The sequence below is a fragment of the Geodermatophilus sp. SYSU D00697 genome (assembly GCF_054050175.1).
This window is the reverse complement of record NZ_JBJGYV010000002.1, coordinates 154,389-179,354: the sequence shown is the minus strand read 5'-3', so window position 1 is coordinate 179,354 and position 24,966 is coordinate 154,389. Positions and strand designations below refer to the sequence as shown.

The following is a 24,966-nucleotide window of genomic DNA, read 5'->3' as shown; positions in this document are numbered from 1 at the left end:
CCGCGGTCAGCCCACGGTGAGCAGCCCGGACTCCTGGCGGGTGAGCCGGCCGGCGTCGAGCACCCGGGTCAGCGCCGACTCCAGCAGCGGAGCGAGGGACGGCGTCCGGCGGCGGTAGCCGAAGACCTCCGCCGTCCGCAGGATCAGCTCGTCGGGCGTCATCCCCGCGCTCGCCCGGCACAACGCGACCATCGCGTTGCCGACCTCCTCCGGCGCGACGTGCTCCAGCGGCCGGTCGGTGCTGGCGGCCTGGCGGCGGAAGGCCGCCCAGGTCGCGCGGTCGGTCGCCTCGGGCCAGACGAACTCGCCGTCGAGGGTCCCCGGCGGCAGCAGCCCGAGCAGCGCGTCGCGGCGGGCCTCGCTGACGCGGGTGAGCCCGAAGGCGCTCCCGGTCAGGCGGGCCAGCCGGTCGCGGTGGATCGGACCCTCGGCCCGGATGCCGGCGTTCAGCACGCGCTTGACCGTGCGGGCCACGCGCGCGTCGGAGAGCTGGTCGAGCAGCTTGCGCTCCCCGGCGGTCTTGGGCACCCAGGGGACGAAGGGGACCTCGCCCTCGAGCAGGGACTCGGCCGGGACCTTCCTCAGCGCCCGGCGGGCGGGCCGGGCCGGCGCGGCCTCGGCGGCCGGGGTGGCGTCGGCTCCCGGAGCGGACTCGGCGACCGGGGCCGGGTCGGTGATCGGCACGTCGAGCACCGCGGGCGCCGCGGCGCGCAGCGGGGCGACGGACCGCACCTCGGAGGCCGGTGGCCCCGCGGGTGCCGGCACGACCACCGGCGCCGCGACCTCCTCGGGCTCCGCGACGTCGAACGAAGGAGCCGCGACGGCGACCGAGGGAGCCGAGGCCGCCGGGGCGGCCAGCGCGGGCGCCGGGACGGCGGCGACGGCGGCGGCCAGGCGGTCGAGCACCTCCTCGCGGTCGCGCAGCCAGGTCGGCAGCCAGACCCGCTCGACGGCGGGCCAGCGCAGCATCCCGGACAGCACCTCCACCGGCAGGCCGTCGCGGTCGCCGACGGTCCGCCGCCGCGCCCACGCCGGCCCGTCCAGCAGCACCGCCATCACCGGCGCGTCGGGGGCGTCGGCGCGGGCGACCGAGAGGTCCACCCGGAACTCCGACAGGCCGACGTCGGTGCGCACCACCAGCCCGCGCTCGCGCAGCGCCGCCGCGATCTCCTCGCGGTGCCGGTCGGGGACGGCGACCGGACGGGCGTCCCGAGGCAGCGCGTCGGTGCCGAGTGCGGCCAGGTCCAGGTAGGCGCGCAGGTGCTTCACGCCGACCGACGAGGTCTGCTCGGCGCGCAGCTGGGACGGGTCGAACGAGGTGAAGACGACGACCTGCCGGCGGGCGCGGGTGACCGCGACGTTGAGCCGGCGCTCGCCGCCGACCCGGTTGAGCGGGCCGAAGTTCAGCGGCAGGAACCCGCGGTCGTTGACGCTGAAGCCGGTCGAGAAGAGCACCACGTCGCGCTCGTCGCCCTGCACGTTCTCCAGGTTCTTGACGAACAGCCCCTCGCCGTCGGTGCGGTCCAGCGCCTCGACCAGCCGTTCGTCGCCGGCGTCGCGGAGCAGGCCCTCGATGTAGGCCCGCTGCTGCGCGTTGAACGTGACCACGCCGATCGAGGGGAGCGCCTCCGGAGACGCGTCGAACCGGCGGCGGATCTCCGCGACGACCGCCTTGGCCTCCATCGGGTTGGTGCGCAGCAGCCGCCCGGCGCCCGAGCGGTGGAAGGTGCCGTTGACCCGGACCAGCGAGATGCCGCGGCCGTCGACGTCCGCCGACGGCCGGCCGTGGGTCGGCGCGGGGAACGAGGAGAGCCGGTTCTCGTAGTAGTTGGCGTTGCTGAATGCGATGAGCGACTCGTCCTGGCTGCGGTAGTGCCAGGACAGCCACTGCCGCGGCACCCGCGCCTGGACGCACTCGGAGAGGATCGACTCCTCGTCCTCCACCGCGGTGCCGAGAAGCTCGATGGCGTCGTCCTCGGCCGAGCCGGACGACGGCTCCATGAACGACGTCGGCGGCATCTGCTTGCTGTCGCCGACGACGACCGCCGCCTTCGCCCGGCCCAGCGCCCCGACGGCGTCGGCCACCCGGATCTGCGAGGCCTCGTCGAAGACGACCAGGTCGAACAGGCCCGCCTCGGCCGGGAAGAACCGCGCCACCGAGTCGGGGCTGACCAGCACGCACGGCATGACCGCGGTGACCAGCTCCCCGTACTCCGCGAGCAGCCCGCGCACACCCAGCCGGCTGCGGGACTTGGCCAGCTCCCGCTGCAGCGCGCCGACCTGGCCGTTGCCGCTGGCGGCGTCGAAGGGCCGGGAGGCCAGCACCGAGCCCGGCAGCGCGGTCCGCAGGTGCTCGCGCACCGCTCGGGAGGCGGCGGTGAACCGGACGATGGCCTTCTCGTGGACGTCGGCGTCGAACCCGTCGAGGCCGGAGGCGCCGCGGCGCTCGTCCACCGAGGCCCGGGCCATCCCGTGCTCGAAGGCGCGGACGGCGTCGTCGGCGAGCAGCTCCCCGCGCACCAGCAGCGCGCGCGCCTCGTGCAGGCCGGCGGTGCGCAGCGGCTCGAGGGTGTCGATGAAGTCCGCCCAGCGGCGCAGCGACATCAGCCCGGTGTGCTCCACCCCGCGCTCGGGGCGGGTCATCTGCCAGCGCAGCACCAGCCCGTCGTCCCCGGCCCAGTCGGCCAGCCGGCGCTCGTCGCTGCTGCACACCCGCAGCAGCGCGGCGACCGCGCCGCGCAGCCGGGCGATCGCGGTGGCCGCGGCGGCGTCCGGGCCGGGGCCCTGGACGACCCAGCGGCGCAGCGCGACGGCGAACTCGCTGGCGCTGTCGGTGGCGGTGCCGGCCCGCTCCAGCCACTCGACCTGGCCGACCAGCAGCTCGGGCTCGGCCAGCGGGTTCCAGGTGGGCGGGACGGACAGCCCCGGGATGACCGAGGCGCGGGCGACGATGCCGGCGGCCGCGGTCTGCACCCGCCACAGCGCGGCGGTCAGCTCCGGGACGTCCTTGAGCTTCACCTTCACGCCCGGCCGCAGCACGGGGGCCAGCCGGTCGCGGACGGCGCGCAGCCCCTTCCGGCGGGCCAGCCAGCGGCCGGCCTGCGCGGTCTGCGCGGCGACGTAGAGATCGGCCAGCGGCAGCTCCAGCGCGGCCGGCGTGGCCAGCTCCATGCCCGGGTGGACGGCGGAGGAGAACGCGGCGACCTCGCCGAGCACGGTCGTCGTCGCGACGGTCCACCGCTCCGTGGGCACTTCGTCGAGGACGTCCAGCGTCGTCCGCGGGCCGGAGAGGACGTGGGCGAGCGCGTCGAGGTCCGAGGGCTTGCGCACCTCGCGCAGCACCCGGGCCAGGTGCGGCTCGACGGGCAGCTCGCGGATGGCCTGGTCGACGGCGGCCGCGGCCTGCTGCGCGGCGAGCAGGTCCACCCGCGCGGTGTCGACGAACGCCCAGGCGTGCCGCGGGGAGGGGCGGACCAGGTCGGCGATGTCGGGCAGCAGGGCCAGCGCCCGGCGCACCGCGGTCAGCGTCTCGGCCGACGCGGCGGCCACGAACGGCGTCGGCAGCGGCAGCGCCGGGACGCCGTCGCGCACCGACAGCACCGCCGTCCGCGCCGAGTAGAACGACAGCCCGGCGGCGTTCTGGGCGTGCAGCCGGTCGGCGTAGCGGGCCAGGGTGCGGCGGGCGGAGCGGAGGTCCTCGCCGTCGGCGGCCAGGCCCTGCTCGTCGACGGCGACCGCGTGCTCGAGCGCGGCCTGGATCTGCGCCCGCACCACAGAGGCCCGGCTGCCCTTGTCGTGCAGGTCCAGCGCGAACGGGCCCATGCCCACGGCGTCCAGCCGGCGCGCGACGACGTCCAGCGCCGCCCGCTTCTCGGCGACGAACAGCACCTTCTTGCCGTCGGCCACCGCGCGGGTGAGCAGGTTGGTGATCGTCTGCGACTTGCCGGTGCCGGGCGGGCCCTCGAGCACGAACGTGCGGCCGGCCGCGGCCTCGGCGACCGCGCGCAGCTGCGAGGCGTCGGCCGGCACGGGGCAGGAGGCGGCGAGCTCGTCGAGGTCGACCCGGCCGGCGGTGTCCGGCACCGGGTCGGCGAAGGGCTCGGTCGGCTCGTGCACCAGGTGGGCGACCAGCGGGTTGGCGGTGAAGTCGGCCCAGTGCTCGTCGAGGTCCTTCCAGAGCCGGTACTTGGCGAACTGGAGGACGGCGAGGTCGGCAGTGGGCTCGACGCGGTGGGGGAGGGCGGCGTCGGCCAGCGCCTGGCGCATGGCCTGCAGGGCACGGTCGAGGTCGATGCCGGCGCCGTCCTCGGCGGGTTCGATGAGCCCGGGGACGGTCAGCCCGTGCACCTGCCGCAGCTTCTCCAGCAGGCAGTAGTTGGGCGTGCTGCTGCCGGTCTCGTCGAGGGTGAGCTTGTAGACGCCGTTGCGGCTGGTCGGGGTGAGCGTGACCGGCACCAGCACCAGCGGCGAGCGCAGCGGCCGGCCGTCGAGCTCCCAGACCAGGCTGCCCAGTGCCAGATACAGGTTGTTGGCGCCGGTCTCCTCGCGCACGGTCTTGGCCTTGTAGGCCAGGTTGCGCAGCCGGGGCAGGTAGCCGCCCTCGGTGACGTCGGCGTGCACGCCCTTCCGCTCGAGCAGCAGCTCGGCGAGGGAGTCGGCGGGCAGCTCGGCCGCCGACCGCAGGCCGCGCTCGCGGTGGACCGCGGCGATCCGGTCGCTGGGCAGCAGCTGCACGGCCGTGCCGGTGTGCAGCAGGTTCTCCAGGGTCGCCAGCGAGTCGGCCGGGACGGTCAGGGGCAGGCCGGCGCGCTCGGTGTAGTTGATCAGCCGGTTGCGCAGGGAGAGGTCGAGCAGGCTGTTCTTCCACTGCTGCACCCGCGCGGGGATGTCACCGCGGCCCGGGGCCGACGGCACCGCCACCCGCTCGACCGGCGTGGCGGCGACGCTGTGCACCGCGGGCCGGTACTCGAAGACCTGCACCGCGCCGTCCAGGCCGCGGGTGCGGGCCGGCAGCGGCACGATGCCGTCGCGCCGGGCGCGGTGGACGTCGGTCACGCCCAGCACCCGGTCCAGGTCGCCGGCCAGCCAGGCGTCGTACGCACTCCGGTGCAGGTCGGCCTCGGCCGAGCCGCGGCTGGTGAGCAGGGTGGTCTCGACCAGCCGGATGAGGCCGAGGTCGACCAGGTTGACCAGCGGCGCGACGTCGGTGGTCGCGGCGCTCTCCGCGCTGCGCTCCTCCCGCCAGTAGCCGAGGAAGGCGTGCCCCTCGGCCAGCCACAGCAGCGGCCGGATGCCCGCCTGCTCCAGGGCGGCGGCGAGGACGACCACGGTGTCCAGGCAGGTGCCCACCCGCCCGTCGAGGACGTCGCCTGGGGTGCGCACCTTCTGGCCGACGTCGGCCCAGCTGGCCGGCGGCTCGCTGTAGCGGATCTCGCGGCGCCGCATCGCCTCGGTGATCGCGGCGACGATCTCGTCGACCCGCTCGGGGCCGGACTGGTAGCCCTGCACCGACCCGCTGCCGGTGCGCTCCTCCAGCAGGGCGCCGGCCTCGGCGATCAGCGTGGTGATCGTCGGGTGGTTGGGCAGGACGTGCGCGGCGAGCATCTCCAGCGCCAGCGGGACCGGCGCGGCCAGCCACTGGTTGGCGGCCAGCACCTGCACCGGCACGGCGGTCCCGCCGATGTCCTCGCCGTCGGCCAGGAGGTCGATCTCGATCGAGCCGGGGCGCTGCTCCTCGATCTGCAGCATCGCGGCGGGGTCCATGACCAGGCCGACGTCGCTGAGCACCGTCGTCTGGCCGGCGTCGAGGTCGACGAGCACCTCGACCGCGCTGCCGATGGGGCCCTCCGCGTCGCGGACGCCGAGCTTCACCGTGGCCGCGCGGACCGGCCCGCCGTGGTTGGTGAACGCCAGCCGGGAGACCACCGGGACCCGGTTGTGGGCCAGGGCGTAGCTGAGCACCGGGGTGGAGGTCGCCTGGATCGCCACGGCCGGCCGGGTGCTGGGATCGGTGGGCCGGAGGTCCGTGGTGCTCATGGCGTCCTGTCTACCGGCCCGGACGGACCGGTCCGGTCAGGCGGCGGAGGCGTCTGGGGCGGGTGTGACGGGTGCTGCCCGTCTGACCACGGATCACATCCGAGACACCTCCGGAGGGTCACGAAGCCGTCTCGGGGCGCCGATACGGGCCGGTTCCGATCGACCTCGTCGGTCGGGAGTGCACCCCGCCGGTTCGTGAGAGGTTGGCCGGCATGAGTGGAACGCAGCGGCGGGAGTCGGGACTGGTCGTCGAGGACCGTGGGCACGTCCGCGTGCTCACCCTCGACCGGCCCGAGCGCCGCAACGCGCTCTCCAGCGCCCTCCAGGCCGACCTGGTCGAGGAGCTGCTGCGCTGCGGCGAGGACGGCGACGTGCGGGCGGTCGTGCTCACCGGCACCGGCCCGGCCTTCTGCGCCGGCTTCGACCTCAAGGAGATCCGCGAGGGCGACCGGCGTGGCGAGCGCTTCCGCCCGCCGATGAACCGGCCCACCCGCTCGCTGTTCGAGGTGGTCAGCGAGACGCCGGTCCCGATCGTCGCCGCGGTCAACGGCGCGGCGGTGGCCGGCGGCTTCGAGCTGGCCCTGGCCTGCGACCTGCGGGTGGCGGCGACCGGCGTCCCGATGGGCCTGCCCGAGGCGAAGATCGGGATGGGTGCCAACTTCGGCTCCGTCGTCCTGCCCAAGCGGATCCCCATGGGGATCGCCCTGGAGATGCTCTACACCGGCGAGTACGTGACCAGCGAGGTCGCCGAGCGCTGGGGCCTGGTCAACCGGCTCGTGCCGGCCGACGACGTCCTGCCCACGGCGCTGCGCCTCGCCGAGACCATCGCCGCCAACGCCCCGATCTCGATCCGGCGCATGAAGGAGACCGCGGTCAAGGCCCTGGAGCTGCCGCTGTGGCAGGCACTGCGGCTCGACGTCGGGCCCAACCCGTACCTGTCCGAGGACCGCCGGGAGGGCATCGCCGCGCACCTCGAGAAGCGCCCGCCGCGGTGGACCGGGCGCTAGGCCGCGAGGGGCCGGAGGCGCCGTCGACGGGCGCCTCCGGCCGCTCGGGGGTCAGGCCTGGCCGGCGCCGGCCTCGGCGAGCCCGAACTCGGGCATGATCTCGGTCGAGAAGAGCTCGAGCATCTGCAGGCCCTCGTCGCGCGGGATCATCCCCCAGTGGAACAGCCACACGAAGTAGTCGATGGGCAGCTTCGTGAGGAAGTCCCCGACCTGGCGCTTGACGTCGTCGACCGTGCCGCCGATGAGCAGCCCGCTGTTGATGAGCCGGTCGGCGAGGTGCTCGCCGGGCTTGGGCACCGGTCCCTCCTCGCCGTCGTAGCGAGCGCCCTCCATGAAGCCGAACTGCTCGTACCAGCCCTGCCAGACGGGCTTCTCGTAGCGGTCCACGCTCTCCCGGATGCGGGCGCGCACCTCGTCCTCCGGCGTCCCGTTCGGGTAGATGTAGAAGGTGCGGCAGACGCCGATGCCCTCGCCGAAGCGGGGGTTGCGGCCCCGTGAGGTGGCCCCCTCCACGTAGATGTCCATGAGCTGGCGCAGCTTCTCGTGCGAGCCCATGAGGATGGTCGGGGTGACGTCCTCCTCGCCGCACCAGCGCAGCGTCCCGGGGCTGGCGCCGAAGGCCTGGAACAGCTGCGGGTGGGGGCTCTGGTAGGGCCGCGGCACCACGCTGACGCCCTTGATCGTGCCGTGCTCGTCCACCTCGCCGGGCTGCCCGTAGGGGCGGGTGATCGTGTCGGCCGGCGGCCAGTTCGGGATGCCCTCGACCGGGAAGGGGACCTGGTAGGTCGGGCCGTCGTACTGCAGCAGCGGCTCGGTCCACGCCTTCTTCATGATCGCGAAGTTCTCGGAGAAGAGCAGCCGGTTGCGCTGGTCGGCCTCGCTCATGTCGGAGGCCGTCGAGGTCACCCCGAACCGCTGGCCGAGGATGTTCTGCCACCGCGCCTGGTAGCCGCGGGCCATGCCGACGAACAGCCGGCCCTTGAGCATGTGGTCGACGATGGCGATCTCCTCCGCCAGCCGGATCGGGTCGTGAGCCGGGAGCACCAGGCCGAGTTGCCCGTGCCGCAGGCGCTTGGTGTGCTGCCCCAGGTACAGGTTGAGCATCAGGGGGGCCGGCGAGATCTCCATGCCCTCGGAGTGCATGTGGTGCTCGACGTGGGTGATGCCCCAGTAGCCGAGGTCGTCGGCGGCCTTCACCAGTTCCACCAGGCCCTCGAGCATCCGCTGGTAGGCGTCGTTGTCCCGGCCGATCGGTCGGCGGGCGGCCATCTCCTGCTCGTCGCCGAGGGTGGGATAGACCTGCAGGATCACTTCGGGCACGGGGACCACTCCAATGCTTGCCGGACGGCGGTCTGCCGGGTGCAGGCCGCGACGTGCAGTCGGGACCGACGGTCAGCCGGCGCGGGGACCGAGGTCGATGCCGAAACCGGGTGCCGGCCGCTTCTCGCCCACGGGGTTGCGCAGGACGCCGATGCCCTCGACCTCCAGTTCGACGACGTCCCCCGGTGCGATCCACCGGTCCATCTCCAGGCCACAGCCGCGGCCGATCGTGCCGCCGCCGAGGACGTCGCCGGGCTGCAGCGGCTGGTCCACCGAGAGCGTCGAGATCACCTCGGCGAAGCTGAACACCATCGCGCCGAGGTTGCCCTCGGACCAGGTCTCGCCGTTCACCCGCGCGCTCATCCGGGCGGTCGTGATGTCGATCGAGTCGGCCGTGGTCAGGGTGGGGCCCAGGGAGGTCGCGAAGTCCTTGCCGAACGCCGGGCCGAGCCGCACCTCCATCTCGCGGAACTGGATGTCGCGGGCGCTCCAGTCGTTGAAGATCGTGTAGCCGGCGATGCAGTCCAGTGCCTGTTCCGGGGTCACCCGGGAGGCCGGCTTGCCCAGGACGGCCGCCACCTCGAGCTCGAAGTCCAGCTTGTCGGTGTAGTGCGGCCAGGGCACCTCGTCGTCCGGGCCGATGACGGTGTCGGGGTTGCCCTTCCAGTGGATCGGGAGCCGGTACCACTCGGCCGGCACGGTGCCGAAGCTGTTCTTGACGTGCTCCTCGACGAGCATGAAGTCGCGCATCGAGTTCGGGCGGGGCAGCGGCGCGGCCAGGCGGACCTCGCCGGCGGGGACGGTGGAGTCGCCGGTGGTCCGCGACCGGTCGAGGCACTCGCGGGCCAGGTCCAGCCCCGCCTCGCCGAGGCGCAGCAGGGCGAGCACCGAGTCGGCCACCGGGCCACCGCCGGGGCGGTCGGCGGCCGCGTCGACCAGGTCCACGATCCGATCGCCGTCGAGGACGCCGGGGCGGAGGGCACCCTCCCCGGTCCGGTAGGTGACCAGTTGCACGGCGCCGCCTCCGATCCGGTCGTCCACGGTGACCACCGACGGGGCGAACCTACGATCCGGGGTTGTGACGTGGGTAACAGTCTTTCCTGGTCGATCCACCATCTAGCGTGGTGGATCCACGGCGCGGAGGAGACGGGTGTGGCCGACGACGTCCAGCTCCGGCACCTGCGCGCGTTCGTCGCCGTGGCCGAGGAGCTGAACTTCTCCCGTGCGGCCCGCAGGCTGCACCTGGCCCAGCAGTCGTTGAGCGCGCAGGTGCAGCAGCTGGAGCGCGAGCTCGGGGTCCAGCTCTTCCGTCGCACCACCCGCCGCGTGGAGCTGAGCGAGGCGGGGACCGCGCTGCTCGGCCACGCCCGGCCGATCCTGCAGCTGGTGACGACCGCGGCCGAGGAGACCCGGCGGGTCGCCGCCGGGGAGAGCGGACGACTGGTCATCTCCTACACGCCGACCCTCGTGCACGAGACCCTGCCCCACCTCGTCGCCGCACTGCACGAGCGGGCGCCGGGCCTCTCGCTGCAGATGTGCGAGATGTGGCAGACCGAGAGCCTCGAGGCGGTCCGGGCCGGCCGGGTCGACGCGGGGCTGGCCCGGCCGGCGACCGTGGACGACGACCTGGAGTCGGTGCGTCTGCGTGAGGAGCCGATCGGCGTCGTGCTGGGGGAGCGGCACCCACTGTCGGCCGAGCCCGTCCTCGCCATGGAGCAGTTGGCCGACAGCACCCTGGCCATCTGGCCCCGGCAGTTCTCCCCGGACTTCTTCGACCAGGTGGTGGACTCCTTCCGGGGCCACGGGTTCCGGGGTCCGATCTCCGAGTTCGAGTACCTGACCTCCGCGCTGTTCCACCGCGATCCCGCCGCCCGCGCCGAGATCGCCGCCGGCCGGGCGTTCTCGGTGGCTTTCGCGACCCAGTTCGACCCGGTGCCCGAGGGGTTCGTGTGGCGGGCGGTCGAGCCGGCCACGCTCATCCCCGTCCAGCTCTACTGGCGACCGGGCGCCGGGGCGGCGGTCCGGCGCTTCGTGGAGACCGCGCTGGAGGCCGCCGTGGCCGAGGGCTGGCTCTCCCGGGGGTCTCCGCACCGGGCCGGCACGCAGTCCGGGCGCTAGGAGTGGGGCGCGCAGCGGCTGGACGAACGGCGACCAGCGGATACCGGGCAGGTGTGTCGGTTCCTACCCTCGGGGACCTCAGTGCAGGCTTGCCGTCCACCGGACGTGCACACGGGCAGGGAGGCCGGATGACGACGATCCTCGGACTGGTGGGCGGCCCCGAGGCGGGCGGGCGGACCGCCACGGCGGTGGCGGGCATCCTCGCCGGCGCGGAGGAGCAGGGTGCCGCCACCCGGCTGCTCGAGCTCAGCGAGACCCCCATGGCCGAGGTGACGGCGGCCATCGACGCCACCGACGGCGTCGTCTTCGGCAGTCCCGTGTACCGAGCCACGTACAGCTCGCTCCTCAAGGGCGTGCTTGAGGGCACCGAGCGCGGCAAGTGGGGGGAGACGACCGCACCGTTGCAGGGCAAGGCGGCGGCCGTCGTCCTCACGGGGGCCAGCGGCCACCACTTCCTGGCCGTCAACGACCTGCGTGACGTGCTCTCGGGCTTCTTCGCCGTCCAGGTGCTGGCCCCCGGGCTGTACCTCGACCACAGCGGTTACGTCGACCGCAGCACCCTCACCGAGGACAGCGTCTCGCTGACCGCCGCGCACGGCGCGGCGCTGGCCGACCTGACCGCCGCGGTGCGCGCGTCGGCAGCGTTGGGCGGCCTGCGGCCACAGGTCTGAGCAACCGCACGGGGGACCCGGGAGCCGGCAGGGTCGGCGGCTAGCGGTGCGGGGGCGCGCCCTTCCCGTCGGGTGTCGCGCCGGAGTGCGCCGAGCGCAGGACGACCGCGGGGTCCTGTCCGTAGCGAGCCTGGTACTGGGCGGCGAACTGCTCCACGGCGGGGAACCCCCAGCGTGCGGCCAGCACGCTGAGCGACCTGACGGACGGGTCGCCGCCGAGGAGCTCAGCGCGCGCCCGCGCCAAGCGCACCGCGCGCACGTACTCGGCCGGAGTGGTGCCCAGCTCGTCCCGGAAGGCGGCGCGCAGGGCGCTCGCCGTGGTGCCCGCGACGGTGGCGAGCTCGGCCAACCCGAGGGGGCGCTCGGGGTACGCCTCGATGTAGTCGATCGCCTCGTCGAGCGCGAAGCGACCGATGGGGCCGGCCGCGGCCGAGAGCCGGCCGCTGTAGCTGTTCGGGATGCCGAGCAGCACCTGGGTGAGGATGAAGGACTCCATCTGCTGCTGGACGAGGGGCTCCGCCGGCTCGTGGAGCTCCAGCTGCGCGACCAGGAACCGGGTCGCGGTGAGCAGCGCCGCGCCGGCGGAGGACTGCAGGTCGACGGCGAGAGAGAACCGCAGCGGCCGGCTCAGCGCGTCGTGCAGCAGCGCCGACAGTTGTGACTCCAGCGACCGCCGGCCGATCTTCATCGCGAACTGGGTCGCGTCCGCCGACCAGTCCACCGTAGCCGGGCGGGTGGGGGAGATCATGACGCCGCTCCGGCCGGCGGCGGTCCGCACCTCGGCCCGCGCCTGCCGCACCGTCGTCGTCCCGGTCAGGGTCAGGTTCACGTGGAAGGCGTCGACCATCGCCGGGACGGTGAGCCGGGCGTCGGCCCCGTACCGGAGGTAGCCGATCGTGATGCCGCCCGAGGAGACGACGTTGAGCCGGGCGTCGAGCACACTGTCGGCCGTGAGACGGTGCGGGACGTAGGCGCCGGCCACCACGCGCTCGGCCTCTCCGACGTCGCGGGTCCGCATCGTCGCGAAGCGGGCCAGCGGTTCCCCGGATCGCTCCGGCAGCACCATCCTCACCCCCGACGACCCCTCGCCCGTCACCGCGAACCTACGACCGGTGACGGGACGGCGGCTATCCGGTCCGCGACGTGCTGGGCCGCAGTCCGCCGGGGGACCGTCGTTCCGCGGACAGCACCGTCGTTTCGTGGATGGTGACCCCGATCACGCGGTACCTATCGTGAGGTGGCTGCGCCGGGCGGTCCGCGCGGTCGACCACCGCACCGAGCGGGGAGCGGACACGGCTCCACCGGAGAGGCTGCCATGACCCGAGACGACGTCGAGGTGCGCGCCGTGCACGCCGGTGGGGGAGACGCCCCGGACCCGCTGCTGGTGACGCGGGACCTCGAGCAGGCCCGGCACTACATCACCGACGTCTACATCCCGCACGACCTGGAGACGCGGGACGGGCGGGTACTGGACTTCCGGCTGCGCTACCTGGCCTCCGAACGGCTCACCGTGGGCCACCTGGTCTACGGGGCCGACGCCGAGCTGCTCGTGCCGCCGATGCGCGACTGCTACCACATGAACCTGACGCTGCACGGCCAGACGATGGTGTCCCAGCACGGCCGCTGGGCCGCGACCGAGGCCACGCGCAGTGGCGTCCTGTTCAACCCGACCGACCCGTTCACCGTCCGCTGGAGCCCGGACGCGATCCAGTACGCCGTCAAGCTGCCGCGGCGGTCGGTCGAGGCGCACCTGGGCAAGCTGATCAACCAGCCGGTCGAGCGGCCGATCGAGTTCGACCTCGGCTTCGACCTGGTGTCGGCGACCGGGCAGGCGCTGCTCTCGACCGTGCACTTCCTGCGCCAGGAGCTGGCCCGGCCCGGCGGCATCGCCACCATGCCCACGGCGCGCGACCAGCTGGAGTCCCTGGTCCTCACCCAGCTGCTCCTCACCGTCCCGAACAACTACGCCGACCTGCTGCGGGCGCCGGACCCGCCGGTGCGGCACGGGCACGTCCGGCGGGTCGTCGAGCTGATCGAGGCCCACCCCGAGCGGGACCTCACGCTGGCCGAGCTGGCGCACGCCGCCGGTACCACCGCCCGCGCCCTGCAGCGGGGCTTCAAGGAGGTCGTGGGCATGTCCCCGACCGCGTACGTGCGTGCCGTCCGCCTCGACCGGGTGCACGCCGAGCTGCTCGCCACGGCCGGTACCGCCCCGGTCACCGACGTGGCGATGAAGTGGGGGTTCTTCCACCTGGGCCGCTTCGCCCAGCAGTACCGGGAGCGCTTCGGCGTCCTGCCCTCGCAGACCGCGCGCCGCGCCCAGTCCGCCGGCTGAACGACGCGGGAGGGCGGCCGCACCCGTCCTCTGGAGTGCGGCGCCTCCCGCCGCGGTCGTCAGTGCCGCAGGCCGTGCTTGCGCATCAGCGGCATGACCTCGTCGCCGAACTCCTTCAGCTCCTTGGCGTAGTCGAGGAAGCCGAAGATCGCGCCGCTCATGCCGGCCTCGCTGAGCTCGGCGAACTGCTCGACGATCTGCTCCGGCGTGCCGACCAGGTTGGGGCCGCCCCAGCCGGCGATGAACCGCTCCTGGAACTGCTTGATCTGAGTGCCGAACGACTGACTCTCCAGGCCCAGCACATCCATGATGATCTGCGCGCCGGGCCAGTCGCCCTTGTCGATGATCGCCTGGTGGGCCTCCCGCGCCTCCTTCTCGGTCTCGCGGCAGACGACGAGGCAGTAGGTCCAGACGTCGATGTCGCGCCCGTACTTGTCGTTGGCCAGGCCCTTGATGCCCTTGACGTAGGCCGGGACCTCCTCGGTCGGCAGCGCGATCAGGTTGACGTCGACGTTGCGGGCGGAGAAGTCCTGACCGGCGGGGGAGGCGCCGGCGTTGAGCAGCGCGGGGCGCGGGTCCTGGACCGGCTTGGGATAGGCGTGGGCGTTCTTCGACTGGAAGTACTTCCCGTCGAAGTCGAAGTTGCCCGGCTCGTTCCACAGCCGCTGGGCGAAGTCCAGCCACTCCTGGCCGTAGGCGTAGCGCTCGTCGTGCTCGAGCTGCTTGCGCCCGAACAGCTCCATCTCGGGGGTGAACCAGCCCATCACCAGGTTCATCCCGAACCGGCCGTTCGAGATGTGGTCGATGGTGGTCGCCATCTTCGCCGCGACGATCGGGTGGACGGTAGGCACGTGGGTGGTGGTGAAGACGCCGATGTCCTCCGTTGCCTGGGCCAGGCCCGCCGCCCAGGTGTAGGTCTCGAAGCAGACCCCGTTGAAGTTGGTCTCCCCACCGAAACCGGTCCACCGGCCGACCGGCACCATCGCCTCCATGCCGAGCCGGTCGGCTGTGCGGGCGATCTCGAGCTGCTGGTCCCAGGTGACCCGGAAGCCGGTCGGCTCGTGACTCATGATCACGCCGCCGCTGCAGTTGGCCGAGAAGATGCCGAGCTTCATCTTCTGGTCGTTGAACACCGGGTTCTCGCGAACGGGCTTGTACTTGCCGAGCAGGCCGTCGGCCTCGTGCATGGGCAGCGTCACGCTGGTCTTCCTCCCTCGTCGGGGTGCGCGACCGTTCCACCGGGCGGCCGGTCGCCGCGATCCGAACGTAAGCGGGGTCACACCTGCGGCCTATCCCGCGCGCGACAGCGGCTGTCCGCGCCACGTCGGCGCATCCGCGGACGTGCGCTCTGCGGTCATGAGCGTTCGCTGGCGGGATAGTCGGCGGGGCCGGCACTTCCTACCGTCGATGGACACCCGTTGTGGCGCGTGCCACACCGTAGGAGGAGGAGGCGGCGATGACCGGAAGCGCCGGTACCCGGACGGTCCTCGCGGACGAGGTCTTCCGCGACGTCATCGGCCGCTTCGCCAGCGGCGTCACGGTCATCACGACGACGGCGGGCGGCGCCGACTTCGGTACCACCGCCAGCGCGGTGACCTCGCTGTCGATGGAGCCGCCGATGCTCCTCATCTGCCTGAACAAGACCAGCGACACGCAGGCCGCGATCCTCGAATCCGGCGTGTTCGGGGTCAACATCCTGGCCGAGCACCAGGGGAAGGTCGCCTACCAGTTCGCCAAGAAGGGCCAGGACAAGTTCGCCGGCGTGGGCATCCAGCGCGGGCGCACCGGGATCCCGCTGGTGGAGGAAGCGCTCGCCCACCTGGAGTGCGAGGTCGACGAGACGGTCACCGGAGGCACCCACACCGTCTTCCTGGGACGGGTGAAGGAGGCGGCGGGCATGGAGGGAGCGCCGCTCACCTACTTCCGCGGTCGCTTCGGCAGGCTCGAGAGCGCCCTGGACGAGGCCGCCTACCGCGACCTCCGCAAGCGCGTCATCGAGCGCACCCTCCCGGCCGGGCAGCCGCTGGACCCGCAACGGCTGGCGGCGGAACTCGACGTCGATGCCCAGCGGATCTACTACGCGCTGACCAAGCTCGCCACCGACGACCTCGTGTCCCGCCGGCCGGAGGGGTACGTCGTCAACCCGCTGACCGCCGAGGCCGCTGAGCAGCTGTTCGACGCGCGGTGCACGATCGAGGTCGGCGTCGTCGACCAGACGGTGGGGGCGGTCGGCGGCGAGTCGCTCGACCACCTGGCACAGCTGGCCGACGACCTGGCGCAGATCGTCCGGAGCGAGGCCCCCGACCTCACGGCCTTCCTCCACACCAGCCACGCCTTCCACCGGCAGCTGGTGTCACTGGCCGGGTGCTCCCACCTGAGCGAGTCCTACGAGCGCCTGGGCATCCCGGCCTTCTGGACGCGCACGATGGCCGAGCGCCCCTGGTGGGAGGAGTTCGACGTCGTCCACCACGCGCAGCTGGTCGAGGCCTACCGCGCCGGCGACCTCGTGGAGGCCAAGCGGCTCATCTACCAGCACCGTGACCAGGTGAAGGAGCTCGCGCGCCGGCGCATCACGGAAGCCGGCGGAGAGGTCTGACGTGGCGCACCCGGTGAACCTCACGCACAAGCTGCTCCGCAGCCACCTGGTCGACGGGGACCTGGTGCCCGGGCAGGACATCCGCGTCGCCGTCGACCAGGTCCTCGTCGAGGACGCCACCGGCACGATGACCGGGATGCAGTTCGAACTGCTCGGTGCCGACGACGTCGCCGTCCCGCTGGCGGTCATGTACGTCGACCACAACGTCCTGCAGATCGACGACAGGAACATGCAGGACCACCGGTACCTGCGCTCGTTCTCGCAGCGGTACGGCCTGCGCTTCTCCCCGCCGGGCCACGGCATCTCGCACTACATCCACATCGAACGGTTCGCCCGGCCCGGCGAACTGCTGGTCGGCGCCGACTCGCACACCACCACCTCCGGCGCCCTGGGCATGTTCGCCACCGGAGCCGGCGGTCTGGAGGTCGCCGTCGCGATGGCGGGCTACGGCTTCGACCTGCCGTGCCCCCGGGTGATCGGCGTCGAGGTGACCGGCCGGCTGGGGCCGGCGGTCGAGGCCAAGGACGTGATCCTCGAGCTCCTCCGTCGCCACGGCGTCCGGGGCGGCACCGGCGCGGTGTTCGAGTTCTTCGGCGACGGAGTCGCGGGCCTGCCGACGACCGGGCGGGCGACCATCTGCAACATGGCGATGGAGACCGGCGCCACCACGGCGGTCTTCCCCTCCGACGAGGAGACCCGCCGCTGGCTGGCCGACCAGGGCCGGGAACGCGACTTCCGACCACTGGCCGCCGACCCCGGCGCCGAGTACGACGCCTACGAGCACATCGACCTGTCCGCCCTCGGGCCGCTCGTGGCGGTGCCGCAGTCGCCGGGCAACGTGGTGCCCGTCGCGGAGGTGGCCGGGACCGAGCTCGTGCAGGTGTGTGTGGGCTCGTCGGTGAACAGCGCCTACGAGGACCTGGCCACCGTCGCCGCCGCCCTGCGGGACCGCACGGTGAGCCCCGGCATCCAGCTCACCGTCACGCCGGGCTCGCGGCAGATCCTCGACATCATCATGCGGTCAGGGGTGTACCAGGACCTGCTCGCCTCCGGCGCCCGGATGCTCGAGCCCATCTGCGGGCCCTGCGTCGGCATCGGTCAGGCGCCGGCCAAGGGCAAGCCGTCGCTGCGGACCTTCAACCGGAACTTCCCGGGGCGCAGCGGGACCGCGGAGGACCTGGTCTACCTGTGCTCGCCGTCGACGGCCGCGGCCAGCGCGCTGACCGGCACCATCACCGATCCCCGGACCCTCGACCGGCCGCCGCTGCGACCTGCTGCGCCGCCGAACCCGGAGCTGCACGAGCGGCACGTCACCGAGGTGCTCCCCGAGGTCGAGCGCCGCGCGGTCGTGATCGAGCGCGGGGAGAACCTCGTGCCACCGCCGCTCCCGGGGCCGCTGCCGGAGGACCTCGACGGGCGTGTGGTCATCGTCGTCGGGGACGACATCTCGACAGGGGATCTGGCCGCGGACGGCGCCATCGCCATGTCCACGTGGTCGAACATCGCCGACTGCGCCCGGTTCATGTTCCGCCGGATCGATCCGGACTTCCACGATCGGGCACTCCGGTGGGGTGGCGGACTGGTCGTGGCAGGGCACAATTACGGGCAGGGCTCGTCGAGGGAGCACGCGGCGCTCTCCCCGTTGCACCTCGGGATCCGCGCCGTGGTCGCCCGCAGCTATGCCCGCATCCACCGGCGCAACCTCATCGCGGTCGGCATCCTGCCGCTGGTCTTCGCCGACGCGAAGGGGTACGGGCTGGCCGAGCAGGGGCAGCACGTCCGCATCCCCGGCCTGGCCGCGGCGGTCACCGGCGGCGCGGAGACCGTGACGGCGGAGGTGGACGGCGGGCAGCAGGTCGGGCTGGAGCTCCAGCTCACCTCGCGCGAACGCGCGGTGCTCGCTGCGGGCGGGCTGCTCGCCCACATCCGCGCAGGTGGTCGGGCCCCCGTCGCGGAACGGTCCGCCCCCGGCGCGGACCGAACGCCACCGCCGCGGGAACGCGTGCCGGCGTCCGGTCAGGAGCAGACCGTGCCCGACCGGGGCCGGGAGCGGCCGCCGGCCCGGTAGAGGTTGCTCGTCAGGGGGTGGCTGACCGCTTCCTCGACCACGGCGGCCGCCCGCAGCACGGCGTCGAGATCCAGGCCGGTGGAGACCCCCGAGTCCTCGAGCAGATAGACGACCTCCTCGGTGGCGATGTTGCCGCTGGCGCCGGGTGCGAAGGGACAGCCGCCGAGGCCACCCACGGAGGCGTCGAGCTGGGTCACGCCGGCGTCGACGGCGGCGATCACGCTGGCCAGACCGGACCCGCGGGTGTTGTGGAAGTGCACTCCCACCTCGACCCCGGGGCAGGCGTCCCGGACGCGGTCCAGCAGCTCCACGACCCGACCGGGCACGGTGGTGCCGATCGTGTCGCCCAGGCACAGCTGGTCGGCGCCCTGGTCGACCGCTCGGCGGGCGACGTCGACGACCCGCTCGACGGGCGTGCGCCCGTCGAAGGGACAGTCCCAGGCGACGGCGATGATCGCCTCGCACCGGCCACCGTTGTCGTGCGCGAGGCCGGCGATCTCGGTCACCGCGGCCACCGCCTCGGCAGTGGTCCGGCCGGCGTTCGCCTGGCTGTGCCCGTCGGATGCCGAGATCACGTACTCCAGTTCCGGCATGCCGGCGGCGACCGCGCGGCGGGCGCCGCCCGCCCCGGCCACCAACGCGGAGAAGTGCACGTCCGGCCAGCGGCCCAGCTCGGCGACCACCTGCTCGGCGTCCGCCATCGCCGGGACGGCACGCGGGGACACGAAGGAGGTCACCTCGACCCGGGAGACCCCGGTCGCGGCGACGGCCTCGAGGATGGCGAGCTTGGCCTCCGTCGGGACGGGCGCCTCCAGCTGGAGGCCGTCGCGCAGGCCCACCTCGCGGATGTCGACGGTCGAGGGCAGGTGCACCGTTCCTCCTCGGATCGGGGCGTCAGATGACGCCGGCTGCTTCCAGTTCGTGCAGCTGCGGGGCGGAGAGTCCGAGGAGCCCGCCGTACACCTCGGCGTTGTGGGCACCCGGGTGCGGGGCGCCGGCCCAGCGGACCGACCCGGGAGTGCCCGTCAGCTTGGGCACGACCCCGGGGCCGAGCACGTCGGCGCCGATCGCCTCGTCGAAGTGGGGGACGAGCATCTCCCGCGCCCGGAACTGCGGGTCCTCGACGACCTCGGCGACCGTGTTGACCGGGCCGACGACCACGCCGGCGTCCTCGAGCACCCGCGTGAGCGTCGCCGCGTCGTGCTGCCGGGCCCAGTCGGCGACGATGTCGTCGATCTCGTCCTGGTGCCGGCCCCGGGCGGTGTGCGAACGGAACCGCGGGTCGGTGACCAGCTCGGGCCGGTCCATGGCAGCGCACAGCCGGGAGAAGACGGTGTCCTGGTTGGCCGCGATGACCATCCAGCGCCCGTCGGCCGACTCGTACAGGTTGGAAGGCGCGATGCCCGTGAGCCGTGTGCCCGACGGTTCCCTCACGACACCGCCCCGGTCGTAGTCGGGGATGCTGGACTCCAGGAGAGCCAGGCAGGACTCGGTGAGCGCCACGTCGACGACCTGACCGGTGTGCCGGCCGCGCTCACGCGCCAGCAGGGCCATGAGGACGCCCTGCGCGGCGAACATGCCGGCCAGTGAGTCGCCGATCGAGAGGGCCGGTCGTGGGGGAGGACCACCCGGGTACCCGTTGAGGTAGCGCATGCCGCTCACCGCCTCCGCCACGGACGCGTACCCGGGACGCCGGCTGTCCGGACCGGTCTGGCCGTAGCCGGACACCCGCGCCAGGACCAGCCCGGGGTTGCGTGCGCCGAGGACCTCGGGGTCCAGCCCCCACTTCTCGAGCGTCCCGGGTCGGAAGCTCTCCACGAGGACGTCGGCGGTGTCGATGAGCCGCAGGAAGATCTCCTGCCCCTCCGGGCGGTGGAGGTCGAGGGTGATGCAGCGCTTGTTGCGTGCGTGCACCGTCCAGAAGAAGTGGTGCCCGTCCTGCTCGGCCTGGCCCCACTCGCGGAGGGGATCGGGTGCCCCGGGCGCCTCGATCTTGATGACGTCGGCCCCGTGGTCGGCGAGCAGCCGCCCGCAGAAGGGCCCGGCGATGATCGAACCGAGCTCGAGCACGCGGACGCCGGTCAGGGCGGGGGTGGAGACGTCGTCGGCCACGACGGAAACGCTAGGAACCGCCGGTGCGGGGGTCTATCCCTCCGGCGCGCGGGACTGTCCATCCTGCGCACGGCCCTGTGGCACACGGCGGCCCCGGGGTCCGCGCGGAGGAGCGCGGACCCCGGGGCCGGGTCCGGAGACCCAGAGGCGGACCCGGGCGGTCAGGCGTTGCGGATGCCCGCCTGCACCATGCGCGGCATGACCTCCGCGCCGAAGTACTTCATCTCCTCGTTGAAGTCGACCAGGCCCATGATCATCCCGTCCATCCCGGCCTCGTTGAGCTTGGCCATCTCCTCGGCCACCTGGTCCGGCGTCCCGACGATGGGGTAGCCGCCCCACCCGGCGATGAACCGGGTCTGCATCTCCTTGACCGCGTGGTCGAAGGACTCGCTGGAGCCCGACCCCGCGATCTTGATGACGTTGCCGGCGGCGCCCCAGTCGCCCTCGTCGATCACCTTCTGGTGGAAGTCCTGGGCCTCCTTCTCGGTGTCACGGGCGATCACGAGTCCGTAGGTCATCACCTGGATCTCGCGGTCGTACTCCCGGCGGGCCTTCTCCTTGATGGCAGTGGTGTAGGCCTTGATGTCGTCGAGCGTGGCCAGGGACGCGAAGTTGATGTCGACGTTGCGGGCCGAGAACTCGATGCCGGCCTTCGAGTTGCCGGCGTTGAGCAGCACCGGCCGGGGCGCCTGGTACGGCTTCGGATAGCCCTCGAGGTCGCGGCCCTGGAAGTACTTGCCGTTGACGTCGAAGGACCCCTCCTCGCTCCAGAGCCGCTCGACGAGGTCCAGCCACTCCTGGCCGAAGGCGTAGCGCTCGTCGTGCTCGCGCTGCTCGCGGCCGAACATCTCCATCTCCGGCGTGACCCAGCCCATCACCAGGTTCAGCGCGAACCGGCCCCGGGAGATGTGGTCGATGGTCATCCCGGCCTTGGCGGCGACGATCGGGTGCACCGTCGGCAGGTGGCTGGTGGAGGCGATGGCGATCCGCTGGGTGGACGCGGCGATGCCAGCAGCCCAGGTGTAGGTCTCGTACGTCTTGCCGTTGAAGTTCGTCGTCCCCCCGAAGCCCTTCCAGCGGGCGATCGGGACGAGGGCCTCGAGGCCGAGGGAGTCAGCGCGCTGGGCGATCTCCACAGTGTGGTCCCAGGTGACGTCGTAGGTGCTCGGCGCGTGGCTCATCACGAGCCCGTAGGAACAGTTGGTGCCGAAGAGCCCGAGCTTCATCTTCTGGTCACCCAACAGGGGGTTGGTCTGCCGACGGTCGACCAGCGGCCGGGTCTCCTCCGGCGGGCGTGGCTCGGTGGGGGCGAGCCCGAGGCGCTCGTTCGCGGACTGGGTCGTGCTCACGGCTGACTCCTGGGGATCGGCGGGGTGAGGGCGGTGCCACGCGACTGTGTCGCGCGTCACGTCGGGGGCGACGTTAGGAGCGGACGTGCGGCGGAGCCATCCGCGCAGTGCGAGCCGATGACCGTCCACCGCAGACTTGGCCCCGAGGGCCGGACCGGGCCCGGACGCGCGACGTCCCGCCCCGGGAGCCGGAGCGGGACGTGGGTCGATCGGCCGACGGCCGGGGTCACTCGGCGGTGCGCAGCTCCAGGTCGTGCCCCATGCGGTCGCGCTTGGTGCGCAGGTAGCGGACGTTGTGCGGCGTCTCGACGACGGGCAGCGCGACCCGCCCGACGATGCTGAGGCCGTAGCCCTCCAGCCCGCCGAACTTCGCCGGGTTGTTGGTGATCAGCCGGAGCCGGTTGATGCCGAGGTCGCCGAGGATCTGCGAGCCGACCCCGTAGCTGCGGGAGTCGGCGGGCAGGCCCTGGGCGGTGTTGGCGTCGACCGTGTCCAGCCCCTGGTCCTGCAGGGCGTAGGCGCGGATCTTGTGGCCGAGGCCGATGCCGCGACCCTCGTGCCCGCGCAGGTAGACCAGCGCGCCGCAGCCCTCGGCGGCGATGGCGCGCAGGGCCTGCTCGAGCTGACCCCCGCAGTCGCAGCGCAGCGAGCCCAGGATGTCGCCGGTGAGGCACTCGGAGTGCACCCGCACCAGGGCTCCGGCCTCGGAGCGGCCGGCCTCGGCGACGTCCCCCATGACCAGGGCCAGGTGCTCGCTGCCGTCCAGGGTGGAGCGGTAGGCCACCGCCCGGAAGGCGCCGAAGGCGGTCGGCATGGCCGAGACGGCGACCTGCTCGACCAGCCGCTCGGTGGCCCGCCGGTAGCGGACCAGGTCGGCGATGGCCAGGATCGGCAGCCCGTGCTCTGCGGCGAAGGTGGCGACCGAGACACCACTGGGCATGGTGCCGTCGTCGGCGGTGATCTCGGTGATGACCCCGACGCCGGACAGCCCGGCCATGGTGGTGAGGTCGACGGCGGCCTCGGTGTGGCCGGCGCGGACCAGGACACCACCGCTACGGGCGCGCAGCGGGAAGACGTGCCCGGGGCGACGCAGGTCGCCGGGGGCCGTCGCCGGATCGGCCAGTGCCCGGATGGTCGCGGCGCGGTCGGCGGCCGAGACGCCGGTCCCGGTGCTGCGGTGGTCGACGCTGACGGTGAAGGCGGTGCCGTGGGCGTCCGTGTTGTCGGTGACCATCAGGGGCAACCGCAGCTCCTCGGCGCGCTCGACGGACATCGGGACGCAGACGATGCCGGTGCCGTGCCGCACCATGAAGGCGATCTGGGCATCGGTCACCAGTTCGGCGCCGACGATCAGGTCGCCCTCGTCCTCCCGGTCGGCGTCGTCGACCACCACGACCATCCCGCCGGCCGCGAGTGCGGCCACAGCGTGCTGGACCGCCTCGGCAGGGGAGCGGCGCGGGCTCATCGGACCTCCTTGGGGCCGCACGGGGCGCGCGGCGTCGTTGCGGTGGGAAGGGACGGGACCGAGGTCAGTCGCGCAGCGTGAACCCGACCTTCATCGTGACCTGGTAGTGGGCCACCCTCTGGTCGGCGATGTGGCCGCGGATCTGGCTGACCTCGAACCAGTCCAGGTGCTCGAGGGTCCTGCCGGCACGGTCGATGCCGTTGCTGATGGCGTCGTCGACACCGGTCGTCGAGCTGCCGACGATCTCGATGACCCGGTACACGTGGTCGCTCACGGAAACTCCTCGGGACGGGGGCGCGACCGGGCCGGCCACGCGCTGGCAGGGGGACCGGCCGGCTCCGGCTGTGCGGAGCCGGCCGGGGTGCTGCGGGTGCGGGGCCTCAGCCGAGCTGGAACGGGTCCCGCGTGCCACCGCTGAGCTCGACGAAGACGGACTTGGTCTCGGTGTACTCGTTCATCGCCTCGACGCCGTTCTCGCGGCCGAGGCCGCTGTGGCCGAAGCCCCCGAAGGGCATGTTGGGTGCGACGACCCGGTAGGCGTTGATCCACACGGTCCCGGCGCGGAGCTTGGCCGCCACCCGGTGCGCCCGGTGGACGTCCTTGGTCCAGACGGCACCGGCCAGCCCGTACGGGGTGTCGTTCGCGATCTTCAGCGCCTCGTCCTCGGTGGTGAACGTGACGGCGGCGAGCACCGGCCCGAACACCTCCTCGCGGACGATCGTGTTCTCCGGGGTCACGTTGGTCACCACGGTGGGCTTGACGAAGAGGGCGCCGCGCTCGGCGTCCGCCTCGCCCCCGTAGGCGAAGGTGGCGCCCTCCTCCTTGGCGCCCTTCAGATACCCGAGGACCTTCTCGTACTGCGGCTGGTTGGCGACCGGGCCCATCTCGGTCTCCGCCTCGAGCGGGTCGCCGAGCTTGATGGTGCTCGCCCGGGCGACGACCTTCTCGACGAGCGCGTCGTGGACGTCGGCGTGCACGATCAGCCGGGACCCGGCCATGCAGGTCTGGCCTGTGGCCGCGAAGACGCCGGCAACCAGACCGTTGGCGGCCGCGTCCAGGTCGGCATCCGGGAAGACGATCTGGGGGCTCTTCCCGCCCAGCTCCAGGGTGACGCGGTTGACGTTGCCGGCGGCAGCCTGCGCGACCTTGATGCCCGTGGCCGTGGATCCCGTGAAGGCGACCTTGTCCACACCGGGGTGGGCGGCGAGACGTTCCCCGGTCGACCGGTCCCATCCGGTCACGACGTTGAGCACACCGGCGGGCAGGCCGGCCTCGAAGAGGACCTCGGCCAGCGCGACGGTCGACGCCGGGGAGTGCTCCGAGGGCTTGACGACACAGGTGTTGCCCGCGGCGAGCAGCGGGGCCAGCTTGAAGGTCAGGAGGAGGAGTGGGGAGTTCCACGGGGTGATGGCACCCACCACACCGAGCGGCTCGCGCCGGGTGTAGGCGAAGTAGTTGGCGTTGACCGGCGGGATGGTGCGGCCTTCGAGCTTGTCCGCCAGGCCGGAGAAGTAGTAGTACCACTGCGGCAGCGACCTGAGCTGCCCGAGCATCTCCCGCAGCAGCTTGCCCGAGTCCTGGACCTCGAGGCGGGCCAGCCGCTCGGCGTTGGCCGCGATGGCGTCGCCGCACGCGCGCATGACGGCGGCCCGCTCGAAGCCGGTCTTCTGTCCCCACTCGCCGTCGAAGGCGGCGCGCGCCGCTCCGACGGCGACGTCGACGTCCTCGGGGGAACCGTCGGCGATCCGCGCCCACGGCCGCCCGAGGTAGGGGTTCTGCGACTCGAACGTCTTGCCCGACAGCGCGTCGACGGACCTGCCGTTGATGAAGAGCTTGAACTCCTCGAGCTGGGTGGAGTCGGTGGAGGTCATCGACCTCTCCTTTCTCTG

The 24,966-nt window shown here is 73.0% G+C and carries 17 protein-coding genes; 6 read left to right on the top strand and 11 right to left on the bottom strand.

Features of this window, described 5'->3' with window-relative positions:
- Nucleotides 1–6: 6 nt before the first annotated feature.
- Entirely contained in the window at nt 7–6,036 is a 6,030-nt protein-coding gene (locus tag ACI79C_RS02795) for a DUF4011 domain-containing protein (protein WP_456944085.1), read from the bottom strand.
- Nucleotides 6,037–6,248: 212 nt separating this feature from the next.
- Here ACI79C_RS02795 and ACI79C_RS02790 point away from each other — a divergent pair, with 212 nt between their 5' ends.
- Nucleotides 6,249–7,043 (top strand): enoyl-CoA hydratase/isomerase family protein, encoded by a 795-nt coding sequence (locus ACI79C_RS02790; protein WP_456944084.1) that lies wholly within the window; start codon nt 6,249–6,251, stop codon nt 7,041–7,043.
- A 51-nt stretch (nt 7,044–7,094) separates the two neighbouring features.
- Here ACI79C_RS02790 and ACI79C_RS02785 read toward each other — a convergent pair whose 3' ends face one another.
- Together ACI79C_RS02785 and ACI79C_RS02780 are read right to left on the bottom strand one after the other, a co-directional pair.
- A complete protein-coding gene (locus ACI79C_RS02785; protein ID WP_456944083.1) occupies nt 7,095–8,363 on the bottom strand; it encodes an LLM class flavin-dependent oxidoreductase in 1,269 nt (422 codons plus the stop codon).
- Between the two features lie 72 nt (nt 8,364–8,435).
- Nucleotides 8,436–9,404, bottom strand: a complete 969-nt coding sequence (locus ACI79C_RS02780) for a fumarylacetoacetate hydrolase family protein (protein WP_456944082.1) — start codon at nt 9,402–9,404, stop codon at nt 8,436–8,438.
- 111 nt (nt 9,405–9,515) lie between these two features.
- On the opposite strand from ACI79C_RS02780, the gene ACI79C_RS02775 reads away from it, so the two are divergent.
- Both ACI79C_RS02775 and ACI79C_RS02770 read left to right on the top strand, forming a co-directional pair.
- Nucleotides 9,516–10,481 carry a LysR substrate-binding domain-containing protein gene (locus ACI79C_RS02775; protein WP_456944081.1) on the top strand — a complete coding sequence of 322 codons (966 nt, stop codon included), beginning with the start codon at nt 9,516–9,518 and terminating at the stop codon, nt 10,479–10,481.
- Nucleotides 10,482–10,609: 128 nt separating this feature from the next.
- Nucleotides 10,610–11,152, top strand: a complete 543-nt coding sequence (locus tag ACI79C_RS02770) for an NAD(P)H-dependent oxidoreductase (protein ID WP_456944080.1) — start codon at nt 10,610–10,612, stop codon at nt 11,150–11,152.
- Nucleotides 11,153–11,192: 40 nt separating this feature from the next.
- Here the strand turns inward: ACI79C_RS02770 and ACI79C_RS02765 are convergent, their stop codons facing one another.
- Nucleotides 11,193–12,218 carry an AraC-like ligand-binding domain-containing protein gene (locus ACI79C_RS02765; RefSeq protein ID WP_456944079.1) on the bottom strand — a complete coding sequence of 342 codons (1,026 nt, stop codon included), beginning with the start codon at nt 12,216–12,218 and terminating at the stop codon, nt 11,193–11,195.
- A 249-nt stretch (nt 12,219–12,467) separates the two neighbouring features.
- Here ACI79C_RS02765 and ACI79C_RS02760 point away from each other — a divergent pair, with 249 nt between their 5' ends.
- Complete coding sequence (locus ACI79C_RS02760; protein ID WP_456944078.1) at nt 12,468–13,487, top strand: AraC family transcriptional regulator; 1,020 nt, start codon at nt 12,468–12,470, stop codon at nt 13,485–13,487.
- 59 nt (nt 13,488–13,546) lie between these two features.
- On the opposite strand, the gene ACI79C_RS02755 is transcribed toward ACI79C_RS02760, so the two are convergent.
- A complete protein-coding gene (locus tag ACI79C_RS02755; protein ID WP_456944077.1) occupies nt 13,547–14,686 on the bottom strand; it encodes an LLM class flavin-dependent oxidoreductase in 1,140 nt (379 codons plus the stop codon).
- A 257-nt stretch (nt 14,687–14,943) separates the two neighbouring features.
- On the opposite strand from ACI79C_RS02755, the gene ACI79C_RS02750 reads away from it, so the two are divergent.
- Complete coding sequence (locus tag ACI79C_RS02750) at nt 14,944–16,083, top strand: flavin reductase (RefSeq protein ID WP_456944076.1); 1,140 nt, start codon at nt 14,944–14,946, stop codon at nt 16,081–16,083.
- Nucleotide 16,084: 1 nt separating this feature from the next.
- Nucleotides 16,085–18,151, top strand: coding sequence for an aconitate hydratase (locus tag ACI79C_RS02745; protein WP_456944075.1), 2,067 nt, complete (start codon nt 16,085–16,087; stop codon nt 18,149–18,151).
- Here the strand turns inward: ACI79C_RS02745 and ACI79C_RS02740 are convergent.
- The 6 genes from ACI79C_RS02740 to ACI79C_RS02715 form a co-directional block, all read right to left on the bottom strand.
- Nucleotides 18,100–19,023, bottom strand: coding sequence for a hydroxymethylglutaryl-CoA lyase (locus ACI79C_RS02740; RefSeq protein WP_456944074.1), 924 nt, complete (start codon nt 19,021–19,023; stop codon nt 18,100–18,102). The genes ACI79C_RS02745 and ACI79C_RS02740 overlap by 52 nt on opposite strands.
- A gap of 22 nt (nt 19,024–19,045) precedes the next feature.
- A complete protein-coding gene (locus ACI79C_RS02735) occupies nt 19,046–20,263 on the bottom strand; it encodes a CaiB/BaiF CoA transferase family protein (protein ID WP_456944073.1) in 1,218 nt (405 codons plus the stop codon).
- Nucleotides 20,264–20,424: 161 nt separating this feature from the next.
- Nucleotides 20,425–21,612 carry an LLM class flavin-dependent oxidoreductase gene (locus ACI79C_RS02730; protein WP_456944072.1) on the bottom strand — a complete coding sequence of 396 codons (1,188 nt, stop codon included), beginning with the start codon at nt 21,610–21,612 and terminating at the stop codon, nt 20,425–20,427.
- Between the two features lie 226 nt (nt 21,613–21,838).
- Entirely contained in the window at nt 21,839–23,077 is a 1,239-nt protein-coding gene (locus tag ACI79C_RS02725; RefSeq protein WP_456944071.1) for a bifunctional 3,4-dihydroxy-2-butanone-4-phosphate synthase/GTP cyclohydrolase II, read from the bottom strand.
- A 64-nt stretch (nt 23,078–23,141) separates the two neighbouring features.
- Nucleotides 23,142–23,351, bottom strand: coding sequence for a dodecin (locus ACI79C_RS02720; protein WP_456944070.1), 210 nt, complete (start codon nt 23,349–23,351; stop codon nt 23,142–23,144).
- Between the two features lie 106 nt (nt 23,352–23,457).
- Nucleotides 23,458–24,948, bottom strand: coding sequence for an aldehyde dehydrogenase (locus ACI79C_RS02715; protein ID WP_456944069.1), 1,491 nt, complete (start codon nt 24,946–24,948; stop codon nt 23,458–23,460).
- Nucleotides 24,949–24,966: the final 18 nt, after the last annotated feature.

Excerpts from the sequence above, each read along its gene's own strand:
- ACI79C_RS02795 (WP_456944085.1), bottom strand. The coding sequence starts at position 6,036 with ATGAGCACCACGGACCTCCGGCCCACCGATCCCAGCACCCGGCCGGCC.
- ACI79C_RS02790 (WP_456944084.1), top strand. The coding sequence starts at position 6,249 with ATGAGTGGAACGCAGCGGCGGGAGTCGGGACTGGTCGTCGAGGACCGT.
- ACI79C_RS02770 (WP_456944080.1), top strand. The coding sequence starts at position 10,610 with ATGACGACGATCCTCGGACTGGTGGGCGGCCCCGAGGCGGGCGGGCGG.
- ACI79C_RS02765 (WP_456944079.1), bottom strand. The coding sequence starts at position 12,218 with ATGGTGCTGCCGGAGCGATCCGGGGAACCGCTGGCCCGCTTCGCGACG.
- ACI79C_RS02760 (WP_456944078.1), top strand. The coding sequence starts at position 12,468 with ATGACCCGAGACGACGTCGAGGTGCGCGCCGTGCACGCCGGTGGGGGA.
- ACI79C_RS02750 (WP_456944076.1), top strand. The coding sequence starts at position 14,944 with ATGACCGGAAGCGCCGGTACCCGGACGGTCCTCGCGGACGAGGTCTTC.
- ACI79C_RS02725 (WP_456944071.1), bottom strand. The coding sequence starts at position 23,077 with ATGAGCCCGCGCCGCTCCCCTGCCGAGGCGGTCCAGCACGCTGTGGCC.
- ACI79C_RS02715 (WP_456944069.1), bottom strand. The coding sequence starts at position 24,948 with ATGACCTCCACCGACTCCACCCAGCTCGAGGAGTTCAAGCTCTTCATC.